The organism is Streptomyces sp. NPDC058239 (assembly GCF_042882185.1).
Classification (GTDB): domain Bacteria; phylum Actinomycetota; class Actinomycetes; order Streptomycetales; family Streptomycetaceae; genus Streptomyces.
Map to the genome: position 1 here is coordinate 179,635 of NZ_JBHVWS010000005.1, position 19,611 is coordinate 199,245.

The 19,611-nt window shown below is 70.3% G+C and carries 15 protein-coding genes; 3 read left to right on the forward strand and 12 right to left on the reverse strand.

What is annotated here, in order from left to right:
- Positions 1-174: 174 nt before the first annotated feature.
- Together ACFVYE_RS09520 and ACFVYE_RS09525 are read right to left on the reverse strand one after the other, a co-directional pair.
- The gene (locus ACFVYE_RS09520) at positions 175-3,126 is read right to left on the reverse strand and encodes an FAD-binding and (Fe-S)-binding domain-containing protein (protein ID WP_383961473.1); all 2,952 of its coding nucleotides are present in this window, start codon (positions 3,124-3,126) and stop codon (positions 175-177) included.
- 92 nt (positions 3,127-3,218) lie between these two features.
- Positions 3,219-3,662, reverse strand: a complete 444-nt coding sequence (locus ACFVYE_RS09525; protein WP_383961471.1) for a MarR family winged helix-turn-helix transcriptional regulator — start codon at positions 3,660-3,662, stop codon at positions 3,219-3,221.
- 144 nt (positions 3,663-3,806) lie between these two features.
- Here ACFVYE_RS09525 and ACFVYE_RS09530 point away from each other — a divergent pair, with 144 nt between their 5' ends.
- Both ACFVYE_RS09530 and mltG read left to right on the forward strand, forming a co-directional pair.
- Positions 3,807-5,612, forward strand: coding sequence for an ABC transporter ATP-binding protein (locus ACFVYE_RS09530; protein ID WP_383961468.1), 1,806 nt, complete (start codon positions 3,807-3,809; stop codon positions 5,610-5,612).
- Between the two features lie 383 nt (positions 5,613-5,995).
- Positions 5,996-6,844, forward strand: coding sequence for an endolytic transglycosylase MltG (mltG, locus tag ACFVYE_RS09535; protein ID WP_383961465.1), 849 nt, complete (start codon positions 5,996-5,998; stop codon positions 6,842-6,844).
- Between the two features lie 12 nt (positions 6,845-6,856).
- On the opposite strand, the gene ACFVYE_RS09540 is transcribed toward mltG, so the two are convergent.
- From ACFVYE_RS09540 to ACFVYE_RS09565, 6 genes are all read right to left on the reverse strand, one after another.
- Complete coding sequence (locus ACFVYE_RS09540; protein ID WP_389604946.1) at positions 6,857-7,999, reverse strand: NAD(P)-binding domain-containing protein; 1,143 nt, start codon at positions 7,997-7,999, stop codon at positions 6,857-6,859.
- A 131-nt stretch (positions 8,000-8,130) separates the two neighbouring features.
- Complete coding sequence (locus ACFVYE_RS09545; protein ID WP_383961462.1) at positions 8,131-9,339, reverse strand: LLM class flavin-dependent oxidoreductase; 1,209 nt, start codon at positions 9,337-9,339, stop codon at positions 8,131-8,133.
- On the reverse strand, positions 9,336-10,364 hold the full coding sequence (locus ACFVYE_RS09550; protein WP_383961459.1) for an ABC transporter substrate-binding protein: 1,029 nt from the start codon (positions 10,362-10,364) through the stop codon (positions 9,336-9,338). Before ACFVYE_RS09550 ends, ACFVYE_RS09545 begins: the two co-directional genes overlap by 4 nt.
- Positions 10,365-10,417: 53 nt before the next feature.
- Positions 10,418-11,188: an ABC transporter ATP-binding protein gene (locus ACFVYE_RS09555; RefSeq protein WP_383961456.1), complete on the reverse strand. Its 771-nt coding sequence runs from the start codon at positions 11,186-11,188 to the stop codon at positions 10,418-10,420.
- On the reverse strand, positions 11,161-12,054 hold the full coding sequence (locus tag ACFVYE_RS09560; protein WP_389604871.1) for an ABC transporter permease: 894 nt from the start codon (positions 12,052-12,054) through the stop codon (positions 11,161-11,163). The genes ACFVYE_RS09555 and ACFVYE_RS09560 overlap by 28 nt, the downstream gene beginning before the upstream one ends.
- A gap of 208 nt (positions 12,055-12,262) precedes the next feature.
- Positions 12,263-12,346, reverse strand: coding sequence for a putative leader peptide (locus ACFVYE_RS09565; RefSeq protein WP_350692898.1), 84 nt, complete (start codon positions 12,344-12,346; stop codon positions 12,263-12,265).
- Between the two features lie 92 nt (positions 12,347-12,438).
- On the opposite strand from ACFVYE_RS09565, the gene ACFVYE_RS09570 reads away from it, so the two are divergent.
- Positions 12,439-12,858, forward strand: coding sequence for a secondary thiamine-phosphate synthase enzyme YjbQ (locus ACFVYE_RS09570; RefSeq protein WP_383961450.1), 420 nt, complete (start codon positions 12,439-12,441; stop codon positions 12,856-12,858).
- Between the two features lie 213 nt (positions 12,859-13,071).
- On the opposite strand, the gene ACFVYE_RS09575 is transcribed toward ACFVYE_RS09570, so the two are convergent.
- The 4 genes from ACFVYE_RS09575 to ACFVYE_RS09590 all read right to left on the reverse strand — a co-directional run bounded on the left by ACFVYE_RS09575 (position 13,072) and on the right by ACFVYE_RS09590 (position 19,394).
- A complete protein-coding gene (locus ACFVYE_RS09575) occupies positions 13,072-13,812 on the reverse strand; it encodes a class I SAM-dependent DNA methyltransferase (protein ID WP_383961447.1) in 741 nt (246 codons plus the stop codon).
- A gap of 1,049 nt (positions 13,813-14,861) precedes the next feature.
- Entirely contained in the window at positions 14,862-16,424 is a 1,563-nt protein-coding gene (locus ACFVYE_RS09580; protein ID WP_383961445.1) for a DUF4139 domain-containing protein, read from the reverse strand.
- An 8-nt stretch (positions 16,425-16,432) separates the two neighbouring features.
- Complete coding sequence (locus ACFVYE_RS09585) at positions 16,433-18,502, reverse strand: DUF4139 domain-containing protein (RefSeq protein WP_389604874.1); 2,070 nt, start codon at positions 18,500-18,502, stop codon at positions 16,433-16,435.
- A gap of 172 nt (positions 18,503-18,674) precedes the next feature.
- Positions 18,675-19,394, reverse strand: coding sequence for an SDR family oxidoreductase (locus tag ACFVYE_RS09590; protein WP_383961439.1), 720 nt, complete (start codon positions 19,392-19,394; stop codon positions 18,675-18,677).
- Between the last annotated feature and the right edge of the window lie 217 nt (positions 19,395-19,611).

Here is a 19,611-nt window from a genome sequence, read left to right on the forward strand (position 1 = left end):
TTGGGACTGCTGATGCGCAAGGGGAGCGATTGGACTCCTGCTTCGAAACCATGGACTTTTGTGCCCACGCAAAAGCCGGGCGGGCTCGGAAAGTGAGCCCGCCCGGCTATTTGAGAGCGTCGTAGGGCCCGCCGGCCCGCCGAGGACGAATCGGGCGCCGGACGGCCCCGGTGATCACCGCACCACAGCCCCCGGCCGGGTGGCCCGCTCCAGCTCCATCAGCACCGAGTGGTACGACTGTCCCGTGGCCCGGTCCATACCGATCTCGCACATCCGGTTGGCCGAGAGATACGCGTCGTACTCCCGCGCATTCACCTCGGCGGCCTCCTTCGCCGTCGCGGAGGCCGTCAACTCCTTGTGCAGCATGCCGCGGTCACCCGCGAAGGCGCAGCACCCGGCGTCGTCCGGGATCACGACCTCCTCCGCGCAGGCCTCCGCGACCGTGCGCAGCTGCTCCACGTCGTCCAGATGCTGCATGGAACACGTCGGATGAAGGACCGCCGAGTCGATCTTGCGGAGGACTGTCAGCTCAGGAAGCAGTTCGTCGGCCGCCCAGACCAGGGAGTCGACAATGGTCAGCTCCCGGTGCAACTCCCGGTTGTCGTCGGTGAGATAGGGAACCACCTCATGGGCGATGCCCAGCGTGCACGACGAGGCATCGACGACCAGCGGCAGCTTGCCGCCCGCCGTCCAGCCCCAGGCCGCTTCCACGATGCGGTTGGCCATCACGGCATTGCCCGCGTCGTACCCCTTGGAGTGCCAGATCGTCGCGCAGCAGGTCCCCGCGACATCGTCCGGGATCCATACCGGCTTTCCGGCGCGGGCGGAGACGGCGACGACGGCCTGCGGCAGCGACGGGCCGCGATGGCCTTCGGGACCGCCGAAGATACGGTTCACACACGCCGGGTAATAGACAGCGCTCGCCCCGACACGGGAGGTACGGGGCAGCTTCCGGGCGGCGGCGCCGGGGATCTCGGGCAGCCACTCGGGCACCAGATCGGGACGCACGGCCTTGCGGGCGAGCCCGGTGAGCCTCTCCAGCGGCCCGTCACCGATCCGGTCGCCGATCCGGTCGGCGGCGGCGACCGCGAGCCGTGCCGCCGCCTCCACCGCCTTGAAGTTCTTCGCGGTGAGCGCCGCGATCCGCTCCTCGCGTGGCGAGTGCCGCTGGTGGCGGAAGTCCTTCATCATGGCGCCGGTGTCGATGCCGACCGGGCAGGCGAGCTTGCAGGTCGAGTCGCCCGCGCAGGTGTCGACGGCGTCGTAGCCGTATGCGTCGAGCAGCTGCGCCTCCACCGGTGAATCGTCCGGCTGCCGCATCATCTCCCGCCGCAGCACGATCCGCTGGCGCGGAGTGGTGGTCAAGTCCTCGCTGGGACACGTCGGTTCGCAGAAGCCGCACTCGATGCACGGGTCGGCGATCAGCTCGACCCCGGGGATGGTCTTCAGCCCGCGCAGATGGGCCTTCGGGTCGCGGTCGAGCACGATCCGGGGCGCCAGCACCCCGTCGGGGTCGATGATCTGCTTCGTGCGCCACATCAGCTCGGTCGCCTTCGGGCCCCACTCCAGCTCCAGGAAGGGGGCGATGTTCCGGCCGGTGGCGTGCTCCGCCTTCAAGGAGCCGTCGAAGCGCTCCACCGTCAGCCGGCAGAAGTCGTCCATGAACGCGGCGTAGCGGTCGACATCGGACGGCTTCGCCGCGTCGAAGGCGAGCAGGAAGTGCAGATTGCCGTGCGCCGCATGGCCGGCGACGGCGGCGTCGAAGCCGTGCTCCGCCTGAAGTCCGAGCAGGGCCTCGCAGGCATCGGCCAGCCGGGAGGGCGGCACCGCGAAGTCCTCCGTGATCAGCGTCGTACCCGAAGGCCGGGAGCCGCCGACCGCGGTGACGAACGCCTTGCGGGCCTTCCAGTAGCCGGAGATGACCTTGGCTTCGCGCGTGAACTCATTGGTCACCGAGGCAACGGGTGCGACCAGGTCGAGCCCCTCGACGACGGTCGCCGCCGCCCGCTCGTAGGCCTCCTGGCCCGCCTCGTCCGGAGCCCGGAACTCCACCAGCAGTGCCGCGGTCTCCTTGGGCAGCTCGGCCCAGTCCGCCGGCACGCCCTGGACGCTCACCGACGCACGCAGCGTATTGCCGTCCATCAACTCGACGGCGATCGCCCCCGCCTCGTTGAAGCGGGGCACGGCGGCCGCCGCGGCGGTGAGGGAGGGGAAGAACAGCAGGGCCGTGGAGATGTGGCGGTCCAGCGGCAGTGTGTCGAACACGACCTCGGAAATGAAGCCGAAGGTGCCCTCGGAGCCCACCATCAGACCGCGCAGGATCTGTACGGGCGTCGAGCCGTCGAGGAAGGCGTCGAGCCGGTAGCCGTTGGTGTTCTTGATCTCGTACTTGGCACGGATCCGGGCGGTGAGCCCGGCATCCGCCTCGATCTCCGCCTTGAGGGCCAGCAGCCCCTCGCACAGCCGCGGCTCGGCATGGGCCAGGTCCTCGTCCGCTGTCGGATCCGCGGTGTCGACGACCGTGCCGCTCGGCAGTACGAAGGTGAGGGAGGAGACGGTGCGGTACGAATTGCGGGTCGTTCCCGCGGTCATTCCGGAGGCGTTGTTGGCGACGACTCCGCCGATCGTGCAGGCGATGGCGCTGGCCGGATCGGGCCCCAGCAGCCGGCCGTGCCGGGCGAGGGTGGCGTTGGCCCGCAGGACCGTCGTACCCGGCCGGATGCGGGCCTGCGCGCCGTCGTCCAGGACCTCGATGCCCGCCCAGTGCCGGCGCACGTCGACAAGGATGTCCTCACCCTGGGCCTGGCCGTTCAGACTGGTGCCGGCCGCCCGGAAGACGACCTCGCGGCCCTTGCCGTGCGCGTACGACAGGATCGCCGAGATGTCGTCGATGTCCTCCGGGACCACGACGACCTGGGGGATGAACCGGTAGGGACTGGCATCGGAGGCGTACTTCACCAGGTCGGAGACCTTCCACAGCACCTTCTCCGGCCCCAGCAGGTCGATCAGCTCGCCGCGCAGCGGTTCGGGCGTGCCCGGAGCCTGCCGGTCGGGGACCCGGTCCAGGGACGGGGTACGCACCGCACCAGGGCGGAGTGCTTCCGGCTTCGGCTCCAGCAGTGGCATGTCCAGCTCTCCTCGGCGGTTCGGTTCGGTTCGGTACTCGGTACGGCGACGGCACACACGGCACCCATCCGGCGTATGCGTGCCGCACGGGTTCAGCAGCGGCGCTCCGGCATTCCGTTGACCAGTGCGGACAACAGCCCGCCGAGCACCTCGCGCTGATCGGCGGTCAATGGGGCCAGGATCTCCTCCGCGGCGGCCCGGCGCGCGTCGCGCAGCGACCGGAGGGTGGCGAGGCCCTCCTCGGTGATTTCGATACGGACCACCCGGCGGCTGTCCGGATCGGGGGCGCGACGCACCCGGCCGCTCACCTCCAGGCCGTCGACCAGACTGGTCACGGCACGAGGGACGACATCCAGGCGCTGTGCGAGGTCCGCCATCCGCGGCGGCCCGTCGTAATGCGCGACGGTGCGGAGCAGTCGGAACTGTGCGGGAGTTATGCCGATCGGCTCCAGCTGGCGGCTCTGAATCCGCTGGAGCCTGCGGGTCACCCGCAGCAACTGCTCGGCGAGCACGCCATCGGCGTCGGAGGAGTCCATGAGGGGAACAATATCAGGACCTAGTGCATTGTGAGCATAGGTAACAATGAGCTATGCTCTCAAAAGTTCGAGTCCCCCAGCCTGAGTCCCCGGGCTGAGTCCTCAGTCTGATTCCTCGCTGTCGTGCGCCCGACGAAGGAGCCCATGAAACCCGACGAAATCACCTGGACACCCCCGCCCCGGGACGGGAGTAGCCCGCCCACCGAGCTGCGCCGCATCCTGCGCCTCTTCCGTCCCTACCGAGGCCGGCTCGCCCTGGTCGGGCTGCTCGTCGGCGCCTCGTCGCTGGTGTCGGTCGCCTCGCCGTTCCTGCTGCGCGAAATCCTGGACACCGCCATCCCGCAGGGGCGTACGGGTCTGCTGTCGCTGCTCGCCCTCGGCATGATCCTCACCGCCGTGATGAACAGCGTCTTCGGTGTCCTGCAGACTCTGATCTCCACCACGGTCGGCCAGCGTGTGATGCATGACCTGCGCACCGCGGTCTATGCGCAGCTGCAGCGGATGCCGCTCGCCTTCTTCACCAGGACCCGCACCGGCGAGGTGCAGTCCCGCATCGCCAACGACATCGGCGGCATGCAGGCGACCGTCACCTCCACCGCGACGTCACTGGTCTCCAATCTCACCGCGGTCGTCGCCACGGTCGTCGCCATGCTCGCGCTCGACTGGCGGCTCACCCTCGTCTCGCTCCTCCTGCTTCCGGTCTTCGTCTGGATCAGCCGCAGGGTCGGCCGTGAGCGCAAGAAGATCACCACCCAGCGGCAGAAGCAGATGGCCGCCATGGCGGCCACGGTCACCGAGTCGCTCTCCGTCAGCGGCATCCTGCTCGGCCGGACGATGGGCCGGGCGGACTCCCTCACCAAGGGCTTCGCCGAGGAGTCCGAGAAGCTGGTCGACCTCGAAGTGCGCTCCAGCATGGCCGGGCGCTGGCGGATGTCGACGATCGGCATCGTCATGGCCGCCATGCCCGCCGTCATCTACTGGGCGGCGGGCATGGCCCTGCAGTCCGGCGGCCCCGCCGTCTCCATCGGTACGCTCGTCGCCTTCGTCTCGCTTCAGCAGGGTCTCTTCCGGCCCGCCGTGAGCCTGCTCTCCACCGGGGTGCAGATGCAGACGTCACTCGCGCTCTTCCAGCGGATCTTCGAATACCTCGATCTCGAGGTGGACATCACCGAGCCCGAGATCCCTGTCCGGCTGGAGAAGATCCGAGGCGAGATCCGCTTCGAGGACGTCGATTTCAGTTACGACGAGAAGAGCGGCCCGACCCTCAGCGGCGTCGATGTGACCGTGCCGGCCGGTGGCAGCCTGGCGGTCGTCGGACCGACCGGGTCCGGCAAGTCCACGCTCAGCTATCTGGTGCCCAGGCTCTACGACGTCACCGGCGGCCGGGTCACGCTCGACGGTGTCGACGTGCGCGATCTGGACTTCGACACCCTGGCGCGGGCCGTGGGTGTGGTCTCTCAGGAGACGTATCTCTTCCATGCCTCGGTCGCCGACAACCTGCGCTTCGCCAAGCCGGATGCGACCGACGCCGAAATCGAGGCAGCCGCCCGTGCGGCGCAGATCCACGACCACATCGCCTCACTGCCCGACGGCTACGACACCCTGGTCGGTGAACGCGGCTACCGCTTCTCGGGCGGCGAGAAGCAACGCCTTGCCATCGCCCGTACGATCCTGCGCGACCCGCCCGTCCTGGTGCTCGACGAGGCCACGAGCGCCCTCGACACCCGTACGGAATTCGCCGTACAGGAAGCGATCGACGCACTCTCCGCGGGACGCACCACCATCACCATCGCCCACCGGCTCTCCACCGTCCGCGACGCCGACCAGATCGTTGTCCTGGACGGCGGCCGAACCGCCGAGCGCGGCAGTCATGACGAACTCCTCCAACAGGACGGCCGCTATGCCGCCCTGGTCCGGCGGGACAGTGAACTGGCCCCCGCGCCAAGCTGATCGGCTGGTCGGGCGTGCCCCTGCCGAGGCCGTACACGCGGCGACGCCGCCACTCCCGTGGGACGGGGAGCGACGGCGCCGGGCGGAGCAATGGTCAGACGAGCCAACCCACGAAGTGGACGATGCCGGCGAGCAGGTTGGTGATGAGGTTCATCCGGTGTTTCTCCTTGTACATGGTGCATATGTGGGACTGCGCAGTCGCGGTCTGCAGCCCGTCGCTTGCGCCCTGTAATCATCATCTGCCGCAGGGGAGTTGAGCAACGAACAGCGAAACGATCACGCGTTCCAGCGAACACCCGATCCCCTGTTCGTGTGTTCTGTTCATGGAGTGTGGACCCGTGTCGTCCGGGTGGGGGTTCCGAACGGCGGGATAGCGTGCCCGCATGGTGAACGAGTCCCCGGACACCCCGCCCCGTCGCACTCTCCGCCCGACCCGGCGCGGTCGTCTGGTGCTGCTCATCGGCATCGCCCTTGTCCTCGTCGTGGCAGCAGCTGTCCTCGTGCCGCTGCTGACGCGGGGGCCGAAGGTCGAGCAGGCTCGCCCGCTCGTGATCCCCGAGGGGTGGCGGGCGTCCCAGGTGTACGCCGCAGTCGACAAGATCCTGGCCGTGGCATCCGGCACCACCGAGAAGGCGGCCGGTACGGCAGATCTGCCGCTTCCGGCCGAGGCGAAGGGCAATCCCGAGGGCTACCTCTTCCCGGCGACGTACCCCGTCACCTCCGACTCCACCCCGCAGAGCCTGCTCAGGTACATGGTCGACACGGCGGTCGAACGCTTCGGCGCGGACCACATCACCGCAGGCGCGCGGCGCAACGGCGTCTCGGTGTACCAGACGGTGACGATCGCAAGCATCGTGCAGGCCGAGGCGGACACCGAGGGCGACATGGGCAAGGTCGCCAGGGTCATCTACAACCGGATCGACCGGGGCATGCCGCTCCAGATGGACTCCACACTCAATTACGCGCTGAACCGCAGCACCCTGGACACCACCACCGGCGACACCAAGATCGACAGTCCGTACAACAGCTATGAGCGCAAGCGGCTGCCGCCCACACCCATCGGCAACCCGGGCGAGCAGGCGATGATGGCGGCGATCACCCCCACCCCCGGACCGTGGCTGTACTTCGTCACGGTCGCGCCGGGGGACACTCGTTTCACCGCCAGCTATGCGGAGCAGCAGAGGAACGTGGAGGAGTTCAACCGCAACCGCCGCAGCGCGTCCGGCGGCTGAGCCGCTGCGGCGTCACACCACGGTCGGCGTGAGTTCCTCGTCCGTCCTTGTTTCCGTCTCCGCTTCGGTCTCCGGGCCGGCCTTGTCCAGCAGCCGTGTGATCGCACGCACCGCGGCCCGCCCCGCCCGGTTGGCGCCGATCGTGCTGGCGGACGGCCCGTACCCGACGAGATGGATGCGCTCGTCCCGTACCGCCTGTGTGCCCTCGACCCGGATGCCGCCGCCCCGCTCGCGCAGTTTCAGCGGCGCGAGATGATCGATGGCGGCCCGGAATCCGGTCGCCCACAGGATGACATCGGCCTCGACGGTCCGGCCGTCGTCCCACGCGACCCCGGTCGGCGTGATCCGGTCGAACATCGGCAGCCGGTCGAGCACCCCCTCCTCGCGGGCGCGCCGGATCGCGTCGGTGAGCGGCAGCCCGGTCACGCTCACCACACTCTGCGGCGGCAGCCCGCGCCGCACCCGCTCCTCCACCATCGCCACGGCGGCCCGCCCCTGGTCCGCGCCGAACGGCCCCTCCCGGAAGACCGGCGGCCGACGTGTCACCCAGTGCGTCGCGGCCGCCACCTCGGCGATCTCGATCAGATGCTGCGTACCGGAGGCGCCGCCGCCCACCACCACCACGCGCTGCCCGGCGAACTCGGCGGGCCCCGGGTAGCTCGCGGTGTGCAGCTGCCGCCCCCGGAAGCTCTCCTGGCCCGGGTAGCGCGGCCAGAACGGCCGGTCCCAGGTGCCGGTGGCGTTGATCAGGGCACGGGTGGCGTACGTACCCTCGGACGTCTCGACGAGCAGCCGCCCGCCGTCGCCCTCGCGCACGGCGCTCACCTCGACCGGCCGGTGAACCCGCAGGTCGAAGGCGCGCTCGTACATGTCGAAGTACTCACCGATCACTTCGGAGGAGGGCCGGCTGACGTCGGCTCCGGTGAGTTCCATGCCGGGCAGGGCGTGCATGCCGTGGACCTTGCCGTACGTCAGCGAGGGCCAGCGGAACTGCCAGGCGCCGCCGGGGCGCGGGGCGTGGTCGAGTACGACGAAATCACGGTCGGGCTCCATTCCTGCGCGTCGCAGATGGTAGGCGCCGGACAGTCCTGCCTGTCCGGCGCCCACCACGACGACATCGACCGTGTGCGTTGCGGCCACCCCGAAGTTGTTCACGTTTCTACCAACTTCTTCGGGGGTGAGGATCTTCCCGCGATCCATAGCGGTTCCCTCACACCGGCCGACACACCGGCACGGCGACGCACCGGCCCGCCGGCCCGGCCTTCCGGCTCACCGCAGCACCAGGATCAGCGTCCACCGGCGATCAGCAGCGGAGCCCCGCCCGGCGCGGACGCCGGCCTGCCGTTCGCCGCAGGCACACCGAGCAACGGCGACGCCGGTACGGTCGACAGCAGACCACGCGCCGCCAGCTCGGGCGTCACGCCCTCGCCGAACCAGTACGCCTCCTCCAGATGCGGGTAACCGGACAGCACGAAGTGCTCCACACCCAGTGCGTGGTACTCCTCGATCCGGTCGGCGACCTCCGCATGACTCCCGACCAGCGCGGTGCCCGCACCGCCCCGCACCAGACCGACGCCCGCCCACAGATTCGGCGAGATCTCCAGCTTGTCGCGTGAACCGCCGTGCAGCGCCAGCATCCGCTGCTGCCCGACCGACTCGCTCCGCCCCAGCGCCTGCTGAGCGGCGGCGACCGTCTCGGGGTCGAGATCGCCCAGCAGCCGGTCGGCCGTCGCCCACGCCTCCCGCGACGAGTCACGGGAAATGGTGTGCAGCCGGATACCGAAGCGGACCGTACGGCCCTGCTCCTCCGCCAGCCCGCGGATCCAGCCGATCTTCTCCTTCACCGCGGCCGGTGGCTCGCCCCAGGTCAGATAGACATCGGCATGCGCGGCGGCCACCGGCCCGGCCGCTGCCGACGACCCGCCGAAGAAGATGTCCGGCAGCGGGTCCGGCGGCAGCGCGGTCAGTCCGCCCTCCACCTGGTAGTGCTCACCGTCGAAGTCGTAAGGCCGCCCGCTCCACGCACCGCGCACCACCGAGAGGAATTCGGCGGTCCGCGCATAGCGCCGGTCGTGGTCCAGATGGTCGCCGAACCGCCGCTGCTCAGTCGAGTCGCCACCCGTCACCACATTGAGCAGCAGCCGTCCCCGGGTGATCCGCTGATACGTCGCGGCCATCTGCGCCGCGAGCACCGGCGAGATCACACCCGGCCGGAACGCCACCAGGAACTTCAGCCGCTCGGTGTGCTGAGCCAGTGCCACTGTCGTCAGCCAGGCGTCCTCGCACCAGGTGCCGGTGGGCGTCAGCACCGCCTCGAAGCCCAACTGCTCGGCGGCCTTGGCGATCTGCGCCAGATACTCGATGTCGGGCGCGCGCACCCCGCTCACCGGAGTGATCCGGTCCCGCCTGATCCCGCCGTCGGTGTACGCGTGCCGGTCGACGAGCGTACGTCCGTCACCGCCGGTGGGCAGGAACCAGTGCAGATGAACATTCACGACGAGGCCTTTCCGTACGAACGGGGAGTTGCGGAGGACGGGGGCAGATCGCGGTTGAAACGGGTGTCGACGTAGTCCTTGAAGGTGAAGCGCCGCGGAATGAGCTTCAGATCGGCGAAGGTGTCGGCGATCGCCTGCTCGGAGGCGATCGCGGCAGGATCGATGGCAACGGGCACCCGGGTCCCGTAGCTGCGCTTGACCGCGTCCAGGGCCACCTCGTACGGCAGCCCGGTCTCCTTCGCCCAGACCTTCGCCCACGCCTCCGGGTGCTTGAACACCCAGCCCTGCGCCCGCTGCAGACGGAGCAGCAGGTCACCGATGGCCTTGGACTTCTCGGCGTCCTTCAGCGCGGAGGGCGAGGCCACCTGGAAGCTGAGACCGTTCACAATGCCCTCACCTGTGGTCAGCACCCGGGCCTTCGTGCTGCGGAGCACCTGCGAGGTGTACGGATCCCAGATGGCCCAGGCATCGACCTTGCCCCGGCTGAACGCGGCCAGCGCATCGGCCGGCTGAAGGTATTTCAGCTTCACGTCCGAGATGCCGAGCCCCGCCTTCTTCAGCGAGGCCACCAGCTGGTAGTGGGCCGAACTGCCCTGAGCCACGGCGATCGACCTGCCCTTGAGCTGCGCCGGATTCCGCAGCGGCGAGTCCTTCGGGACCACGACCGCCTCGCCCGCCGACGAGCCATGGCCGGCACCCACCACGACGATCTCGGAGTCGGAACCCGCGGCGAAGACCGGCGGGGTGTTGCCGACGCCCCCGATATCCACAGCCTTGGCGCTGACCGCCTCAAGGAGGGGTGGGCCCGAGGTGAAGGTCGACCATTTGATCCGGTAGTCGAGGTCGTCCAGCTCGCCGGAGGCGCGCAGGATTGCCTCGTAACCACCTTTCTGGTCACCGACATTGAGGGTGACGCTGCCCCTGCCGTCGGTGTTGTCCTTGGTCGAGGCGGACGTGGCCCCGCCGCAGCCGGCCAGCAGCAGAGCGAGGGGGAGGAGCAGGGCGGGCAGGGTACGGCTTCTCATCGGCTTCTCCTTCATCGGGGCATGCTGGAAATCGGTGGCAGGCGGATGACTGTTCAGGCGGCTTCGGCGGGAGCGGCGGCACTCTCGACACCCAGTTCGGTCAGCAGCCGCGAGCGCAGTGCGGCGAACTCGGGACTGCCCACGGTGCGCGGCCGGTCCAGGGCGACGGGAGTTTCGTACGCGATCGCTCCGTCCCGCATCACCAGCGCACGGTCGGCCAGCAGCAGCGCCTCGTCCACGTCGTGTGTGACCAGCAGCACGGCGCAGCCGCGCCGCCGCCAGAGCTCGGCCACCAGCTGCTGAGCCTTGATCCGGGTCAACGCGTCGAGTGCGCCGAACGGTTCGTCGAGCAGCAGCAGATCGGGCTCACGCACCAGCGCCCGAGCCAGCGAGGCGCGCTGTGCCTCACCCCCGGAGAGCGTCCTGGGCCACGCCCCGGACCGCTCATCGAGCCCGACCTCCGCCAACGCGCGCTCGGCAACCGCCCGTTCGGGCCTTCCTGGCAGTCCCAGGAGCACATTGCGCCAGACCCGCTTCCACGGCATCAGCCGAGGCGCCTGAAAGGCAACGGCGCGCCGCTTGGGTACGAGCACAGTGCCCTCGATCTCACGGTCCAGCCCGGCAAGCACCCGCAGCAGTGTCGACTTCCCGCAGCCGCTGCGTCCGAGGAGTGCGGTGAACTCACCGGCGCGCAGGGTGAGATCGAGCCCGTCGACGACGGCCCTGCCGTCGAAGGAGCGGGTCAGCCCCTCCACCCGCACGGCGGTCTCGGGCCGGTCGGCCGCAGCGGGGGAGCTCACTGCCCCGTGAAGGTCGGTCGCCATTGCAGCAGCAGCCTTTCGAGTATGCGGACGATGACATCGGCGGCGAGGCCGAGGAAGGCATAGACGATCAGGCAGACGACGATGACGTCGGTACGGAAGAACTCCCGGGCCTGATTCATCAGGAAGCCGATCCCGGCATCGGCATTGACGGACTCGCCGAAGACCAGCGCCAGCCATGCCGTGGCGAGCGAATAGCGCAGCCCCGTCATCGCCCCGGGCAGCGCGCTCGGCAGCACCACATGCCGAATCAGACCCCATCGGCCGAGCCCCAACGACTCACCGGCTTCGATGAGCTGGGCATCGACCCCGCGAATGCCCGCGTACACATTGAGATACAGATGGAAAGCCACACCGAGCGCGATGAGCGCCACCTTCGGAGCCTCACCGATCCCGAGCCAGATGATGAACAGCGGGATCAGCCCGACCCACGGAACGGTGCGCAGCATCTGCACGCTCGCGTCCACGAGATCCTCGCCGAGCCGTGAGAGCCCGGAAACCAGCGCAAGTGCCGTGCCGACGAGACCGCCGAGCACCAGCCCCACGGCCACCCGCTGCAACGAGATCCCCATCGCCGACGTCAGCGTGCCGTCCGCGGTCAGATCTGCCCCGGCACGGGCGATGGTGCCGGGCGATGCGAGTACATCGGGATGCAGGAACCCGGTGGCACTGAGTACCTGCCACAGCACGAGAAGCAGCAACGGCCCGACGGTACGCCGGATCCAACGGGGCACCGCCCGCAGGCGCACACCCCGGGCAGAGGCCGGAACAACCGGCTCGAGATCGAGCGGCCGACTGGAGGATGAAACAGATATTTTACCGGATTCTGATGATATATCCGGTGGGGCGAGAGCATGGCCGATGGTCATGAGGGCTCCACGAGCAGTCCACGGACAGGAGGAGGTGCGCCCCGGTCACACGCGTGCGCGAACCACTGCTGCCGTTACGGCACAGGGGCTACGACACGCGGTCGACGAGACGGAATACGCCGGGGCACATGCGAACAGGCACGTACGGCAGCGGGAACGGGTGGCCGGAGCGCCCGGTCACCGGCGGGGGAGGTGCGCTGAAAGGACGTCAGCAGCCGCGACGACACGCGGCGGAAGCCACCCGCAGCAGGTCGATGTGACCGCGCGAAGTGAGCAGAGCTGAACGGAACATGGCGCTGAACGTAGCGATCCACGGCTGAAACGGTCAATGGTGTCTCGGCACGTGGACGCGTGATCTCGCCGCATGAGCGAGAGGATGGAGGCATGCCCCACGCCTTCACCACCAGCATCCTGCACATCACCACCGGATCGACGGAGACCGTCACCGACCTGACGCGCGACTGCCAACAGTTCCTCAGCCGGACCGCCGCCAGGGACGGTCTGCTCAACATCTTCGTACCGCACGCAACCGCCGGCATCGCCGTCCTCGAAACCGGATCGGGCAGCGACGACGACCTCCTGGCCACCCTCCACACCCTGCTTCCCGCCGACGACCGCTGGCAACACCGCCACGGCAGCCCCGGCCACGGCCGCGACCACGTACTCCCCGCCCTCGTCCCGCCGCACGCAACGCTGCCGGTGATCGGGGGGCGGCTGGAACTGGGGACGTGGCAGTCGGTGTGTCTGGTCGACACGAACAGGGATAATCCCAACCGTCAGGTCCGGTTGTCGTTCCTCGGGTAGGCCCGGTGGTGCCATGACTTCAGGGCCGACCCACATGCGGATCCATCACACGCCCCCACCCTTGCACCTGATGTCACGGGAGGGGACCGTACCGCCCTGGTACGACAGCCAAGGCGCCGGTACAGTGTTCGGAATGATCAAGTGCGGCCCGGCCTGTTGTGCCTGGCCTCATCGTTCCCGGCCCGGCCGATGGGGGCTGGGGAGGGGCTCGACTCAGGCCGGCTTGCGCCACACGGAGATGTGCTTCGCGGAGTCCTGGGTGAACGGCGCCCTGTCCCAGTCCGCAACGCGCAGTTCCAGCTCCAGCCCCGCGATCCGTGCCATGAGGTCGAGCTCCGCCGGCCACACGTACCGGTGCCGGGAGCTGCTGCGGCGGTAGCGGCCGTCGTCGCCGTCGCGGGTGAGGTGGTGCGAGACGAGGATCTGCTCGACCAGGTCGAAGGTGTCGAAGCCGAGATGCCGCTCGGAGACGTCGAACGGCACCGCCACCTGCCCGGGCGGCAGGAACCGCAGCGCCGGCACGCCCAGCTCGATGACGAACCGGCCTCCAGGCGTCAGGTGCCGTGCGGCGTTTCGGAAGCACTCGACCTGCTCGTCCTGCGTGAGCAGGTTCGTGATGGTGTTGTAGACGAGATAGACCAGGGTGAACTTGCCAGGGACGGTAGTTGTGGCCATGTCCCCGACGGTGACCGGGAGCGTGCCTTCGTCGATCTTGCGTCGCAGGACCGCTGCCATGTGCTCGGACAGTTCGATGCCCACTACCGGCACGCCGCGTTCCCGGAGCGGGACGCCCACTCGTCCGGTTCCGATGGCGAATTCCAGTGCCCGGCCGTCTCCGGCGAGTTCGGTGAGGAAATCGAGAGTCGGTCCGAGAACAGCGCCCGAGGACATCTTGCTCTCCTCGGCGTCGTAACGGTCGGCGGTCGCACGGGTCCACAGTTCACTGCTCGTCACGAGCGGCCACTTTGCCGGGCGCGGAGGGGCGCTGTCGACGTATTTACCTTCCACCGGCTCCGGGCACGCGGTCCCGGGGGCTGGGAGCAGACCTTTCAGGGCACCGCCTGGCCAGGGACCACGAGAGGCCCCGGAAAACTCCATGAACAGCGCCTGTGGGGCGCAGCGACCCAGGACGACTTCGAGCCTCGGCCGCCCCTTGCTACAGCGAACCGAAGCCGACCTTGCCGTTCGTCAATACAGGGTTGCTGCTCGTCGAGGCTGCCCGGGAGGTGTGAGGGGTTGTGAGGGTTCGGGTGTTGTCCTGGGCCGGGAGGGGGGAAGAGTTCCCGCAGGTTTTGGACGTACGGGACCTGGCCCAGTGCTTGCTCGCTGTCCGCAAGGAGGGGGCGGCGAGTTCTCGGGCGCGGCGGCGTGCTCGTTCGGGCCCGGCGAGCCGAGGCCCCGGGCCGGGGTCTGCCGGCCCGGTGAGTGGGCGGAGACAACGTGCGTCGCTCATGATCCGCTCCTCTGTGCAGCTCGGACTCGTGGCGTGGGGCCCGATGGTTGCGTACGGGATCGGCTAGGAACGCCTCGTATCGAGGGCCGCGCACCGCATCCAGGACTACCCGGAGCGGCGCTACATCGCCGTCGGCGCGGTGGAGGCTGTCCCCGCTCCAGCGGAACGGGAGGTCGGACAGCAGCTCGGACGGGGCCGGGAGGCCGGCGCGGGCGGCGGCCCGGGGCACTTCGTCCCCGATGCCCTTGCCGGAGATCCGGCCGGTGGGGAAGCTTGGTGATGACCGTGGGGTCCCGGTAGCCGAGCCGCCGGCGGAACCAGCAGCCCGACCCGGTGCGTCCGGCCGCCGAGGAACACGTCGAGGCGTACGTGCTGTCGGCAGGTGGGAGGCCGCCCTCGCAGCGGCCGGCAGCGACCGGGCGACAGGCCGCGTACCGGCGGCCCCAGCGGTGACCGGCCCTCATGTCCTTCGGGTGGGCGAGACGGCCCCGGCTGGGGGCGGGAGCCAAGATCAGGCCTGCACCAGCAGGCGGGCAACGGCCCACCGAACTCAGAGCCCGGTGACTTTGGCGCTCGCCGACAGCTCGTAGACCAGGGTGACCGTGCGGCGGCCGCCGGGCGGGAGGGCGACGTCCCAGCGGGCGATGCCCTCGGCGTCGACCACGTCGGGCGCCGGGGAGCATGAATCCTTGTGCAGGCGTATCTCCACCGCCGAGACCTCGGAGACCGGGATCCGCTCCCGAAGGACGACCACCCGCTCGCCGTGCTCCCCGGGGGCGGAGAACCGGGACAGGTGCAGTCGGACCGTGCGGGTGACCACGGTCCGCTGGGTGATACCGGCGGTGTCGCGGGACTCCTCGGCATGCCGGACCACCCTGTAGTCGTCGCGGCTGCCGAAGGCCAGCTCGACGGGGGCGCCGGGGGCGGTGAAGTCCAGCGTGCCGCGGCCGCTGAATCCGCTGCCGCGGATCAGGTCCACGGGCCCGGCGAGCAGCGCGTGGCCGGACACGTTGTCGAACCGCACCACCTGGGTGACCAGGGGGGACAACTCCGGTGAGCAGGCGTACTCACTGCGCGCGGCCGTGGTGAACGCGGAGAGCAGCACTCGGTGGGCGCGGCCGTCACCGGGCACCGAGACCGGCGAGGGGGATCTCAACACCCGCGCTTCGCCGCCGTCGTCCACCCCCGGCAGGCCGAGCACCGGGGCCGGTCCGAGGGCCCCGATCTCCTCCTCGCGCAGCTCGACGTCGACCGTGCGGCGCTCCGCTGCGGAGCGGTCCTTCAGCGTCAGCCGGTCCTCGCCCAGCCATGGCGGATCGGTGGCCAGCGCCGAGCGGGCCGTCGACAACGTCAGCCGTACGTCCGACCAGTCCTCACCGGTGCGCTGCCAGACCATCGCGTCGGTCTCCAGCGCCAGGGAGTCCCCGTCGAGCACGGCCCGGTAGGCGGGCCGCCACAGCGCACACGGGGTGAGGTGGCTCAGGCGCAGCCCGACCGGCCCGGCGGCCGCGGCCTCCACGGTCAACTCGATATGGCCGACCAGCTCGGCGGGTTCCTCCTCGGAGAGATGCATGGCCCGCTGGGCTTCACCGAGTTCGACAGCGAGGGCGGCCAGCCGGGCGTCCACTGTGCGGAGTTGCTCGCCGTGCGCGTCACGCTCGTCGTCCACCCGGTCCAGTTCGCGGGCCCAGCGGGGCCGTTCGGTCTCCCCGGAGCCGGCGCCTTCGCCGATCTCCCGCAGCAGATCGGCGGCGAGGCGGCCGAGCAGGTCGAGGCGGGCATGCAGCCGGTCGCGTCGCTGCCCCAGGGCCAGCCGCTCCTCTTCGAGGATGTGTACGCGGTGGCGCAGGGCGGAGTCGTCGTCGGTGGACGGCTGTGGCCCGCGCGGTGTCCAGCTGCGGACGATCCGCACGTCGAGCACGGTCGCGGGGTGATCGGCGGTCAGCTCGGCATGGAGGGTCCGGTCGACGGCCAGCGCACTGACCGGCCCGAGACGCAGCCGCTGGACCCCGGCCTCCAGGTCGAGCACGACGGCGCGCTCGATGTGGGCGCGATCCTCGAGGCACGTGACGGCGGTGACGGGGAGGGCGATCGGCTTCGGGGCCGTGGACATGGCGTGTGTCAGCTCCTGCGGTTGCCGCCGACCAGGGCCTTGCCGGTCGGGATGCGGATCTCGTAGCCGCCGTCGAGGGCGGCGGTGGCGCCTGCGGGCAGTTCCAGTCGCCAGACGCGGGTGCCCGGCGCATGGCGATCGGGCCCCGCGCCTTCCTCGGGTGCCGTCCAGTCGGCCCGTTCCTCGATCCGGACGTCCGGATCGGAGGTGACCGGCACCCGCTCGCGGACTTCCACGGTGACGGGCCTCGCGAGCCGGTTGGCCAGTTCCACGTGGACGCGGTGGTCGAGCACGGTGGTGTTGTTGCGCAGGCCCGAGGTCGACTCGTGCAGGTTCGTACGGTGGGTGACCCGGATGCCCTCGGCCGGCCCGAGCCCCACCCGGCGGACACCGCCGGGGGCGAGCGTGGGCAGTGCGGCGGTCAGCAGGAAGTCGTCGTCGACGGTGACCTCCACCGGGTCGGCCAGCAGTGCCTGGTCGGTGGCGTTGGAGAGCACCAACGTCGCGTACACGGTCTGCTCCACGGACGGCACGCAGAGGTACTCGGTACGCAGGCCGACCGGGATCTCGCCGACGGTGACGGTGTGCCAGGTGCCGTCCGACGGAATGTCGGCGCGGGCGGTGGCATCGAAGCGGTGGTCGAAGGAACCCGCCGACTCGCGGGGCCGCACGGCCTGTCCGGGCAACGGCAGCGCGGCCACCGCTTCGGCGCGGCGGCGGTACTCGGCCGCCACCGGGTCGAAGGGGGAGTCGGGAAACAGCCGGCCTCTGCGACCGCCCTGCTCGTCGGGGCCGCACAGGACAAGGGCGGCATAGTCGAGCTCGGCGCCGCTCGGCTGCGGCGGGCCGGCCACCGGTGCCGGAGGGGGCGGCGGCGCAGCCCGGCCAGGAGCCGCGGGCGCCATGGGGGCGGGGGCACCCGCGAAGGAACCGCCGCCGGTACGAGGCCTGTCGCCCGGTCGCGACCCGGCCGGCTGCGCGAGGGCGGGCATCCCGCCGCCGAAGACTTCCGGGGGAGCGACGCCGGGCGCCGGTAGCGCGGCCGGCGGACCGCCGTAGCCCTGCGGTGCCGGCGGCGGGGGAGGCGGTGGCGGCGGAACGGGACCGGACGCGGAGCCGGCCCCGACAGCCGCGGGTGCGGCGGTCGTGGCTGGTCCGGGGCCTGCCGCGTCGTACCCGGAGAACAGGTCGACGAGCCCGGCCGGGGGCTCGCGCCAGCCAGAAGGCGCGGGGGCGGGCTGACTGCGTCCGATCCGGATCGAGCGGAGCCTCGGCAGGCCGGTGCGGCGCCGAAGATCGGCGGTGGCCAGGGCGATGCGCACGCCGGTCCAGTCCTCGCCGGTCCGCTGGGCGACCGAGGCGCGCAGCACCAGACGGCCGCTGTCGTCGCCCTGACGGTGAGTGAGACGGTAGGCCGGCACCCAGACGGCGCCCGGCACCCCGTATTCCAGCTCCAGCTCCACCTCCGCATCACCGGTGCCGTCGAGGGTCAGGACCGCGCAGACCGTGGTCTCCACGTGCGCTGACGGCGCGTCGGTGGAGGCGCGGGCGAGCCTGTCGGCGGCAACGGTGAACTCGTGCTCGACGTTGCGCAGTGCCTCCTCCAGCTCGACGAGGCGGTTGTGCAGTCCCGTCAGCCGCTCATCGACGAAGTCGGCGAGCTCCAGCCACGCGTCGACCGGGGTGCGGCGGTGCGGGTCCTCGCGCCTGCGGGCAGGTGGGACCGGGTGGAGAGCCCCGACCTCCTCGATCAGGCTCAGCTGTCGGTCCCGGCGTCCCTGTGCCGCCGCGTACTCGTCCCTCAGCCGCTCGACCTCGCGCCGCAACGCGTCGGGCGTGCCCGTGACGAGCGGCTCGGCCTCGACCTCCACCCGGGCCTCGGTGACGCGCACCCCGGGGGCGCCCAGGACACGGGCCCGCAACGAGCCCGGGTCCAGCGAGCGGGGCAGCCCTGTCACCCGCACCCGGCCGTCAGGCGACACGCCGCCCCGGGCCAGGCGCCGGCAGACCGCGCCCTGCGCGTACACCACGACCGAATCGAGGGTCGACCCCCACCTCGGTGTTGACTCAGCCGTCATGCGCTCCGCCCCCGTTGCGTCCATGCTGAGCGAAGCTTACGCCCGGGCGGTCTGCGCGTCCGCGTCGAATCAGAAGGATGGCGTCCAGGACCCACGCCCTTCGCTGAGCAGCCGCTTCACGGCCTCCTGCAGAGGGCGGGGTGCATGCCCTGCGGTGCTGCGGACAAGTGGGTCAGATCAGTGCCGGGCGGCCTGCCAGTTGCGGATACAACGCCTCCGGGCCCTTGGCCAGCGCTGCCTGGACCTGCTTGCTGGCGTCGTCGGCGAGCACCTCGTACAGTCCGGCCTCGACACCGTCGAGGGCCGCGCGGGCCACCGCGGCGGGATCGGACTTCGGAGCGGTCAGATTCGCGGTCATGTCCGTCGCCATGTAGCTGACGTGCAGGGCGGTGACCTGCGTGCCCTGTTCGGCGAGGGCCACGCGCAAGGCGTTGGTGACCGACCATTCGGCGGCCTTGGCCGCGGAGTATCCCGCGCTGGCCGGGATCGATACCCAGGACAGCACGGACAGAACATTGACCACCGCGCCGCCGGCGTTGCGTCCGAGAACGGGGGCGAAGGACCTGCTCATGGCGAGGGTGCCGAGAACGTGTGTCTCGAACTCCGTCCGGAACGCGTCCAGGTCAGCCGCGAGCACGTCGGCCCGGGTCGTCGAACCGGCGTTGTTGACAAGGAGTGTCACGTCCTGGGCTCGGTCGGCTGCCGCCCGCACGGATTCATGGTCGGTGATGTCCACTGCGACCGGGATCGCCCCGGGCACGGTGACCTTTCCGGGGTCGCGGGATCCCGCGTAGACCTTGGCTGCTCCGGCCTCGAAGAGCGTCCGCACGAATTGCTCACCGAGCCCGCGGTTTGCTCCGGTGACGAAAGCGACAGACCCTTGAACCTTCATGGGAGGACCTCCCCGGCGATGGGTTGCAGGGCCGAAGACCGGCGGTCGCGATACCGCGCGACAGCGTGGCGACGCCCGCTCCGAACGTATATCGCCCGGGTTTCCGTCACCACCTGGACCGCGCCCGGCCCGGTTGTCCGGGCGGTGCTCCACAGGCATGCTTCCGCGCCGTTGCCCGGAAGCGGGGCGGGCCTGGTGCCGGCCCCACCGAAGGCGT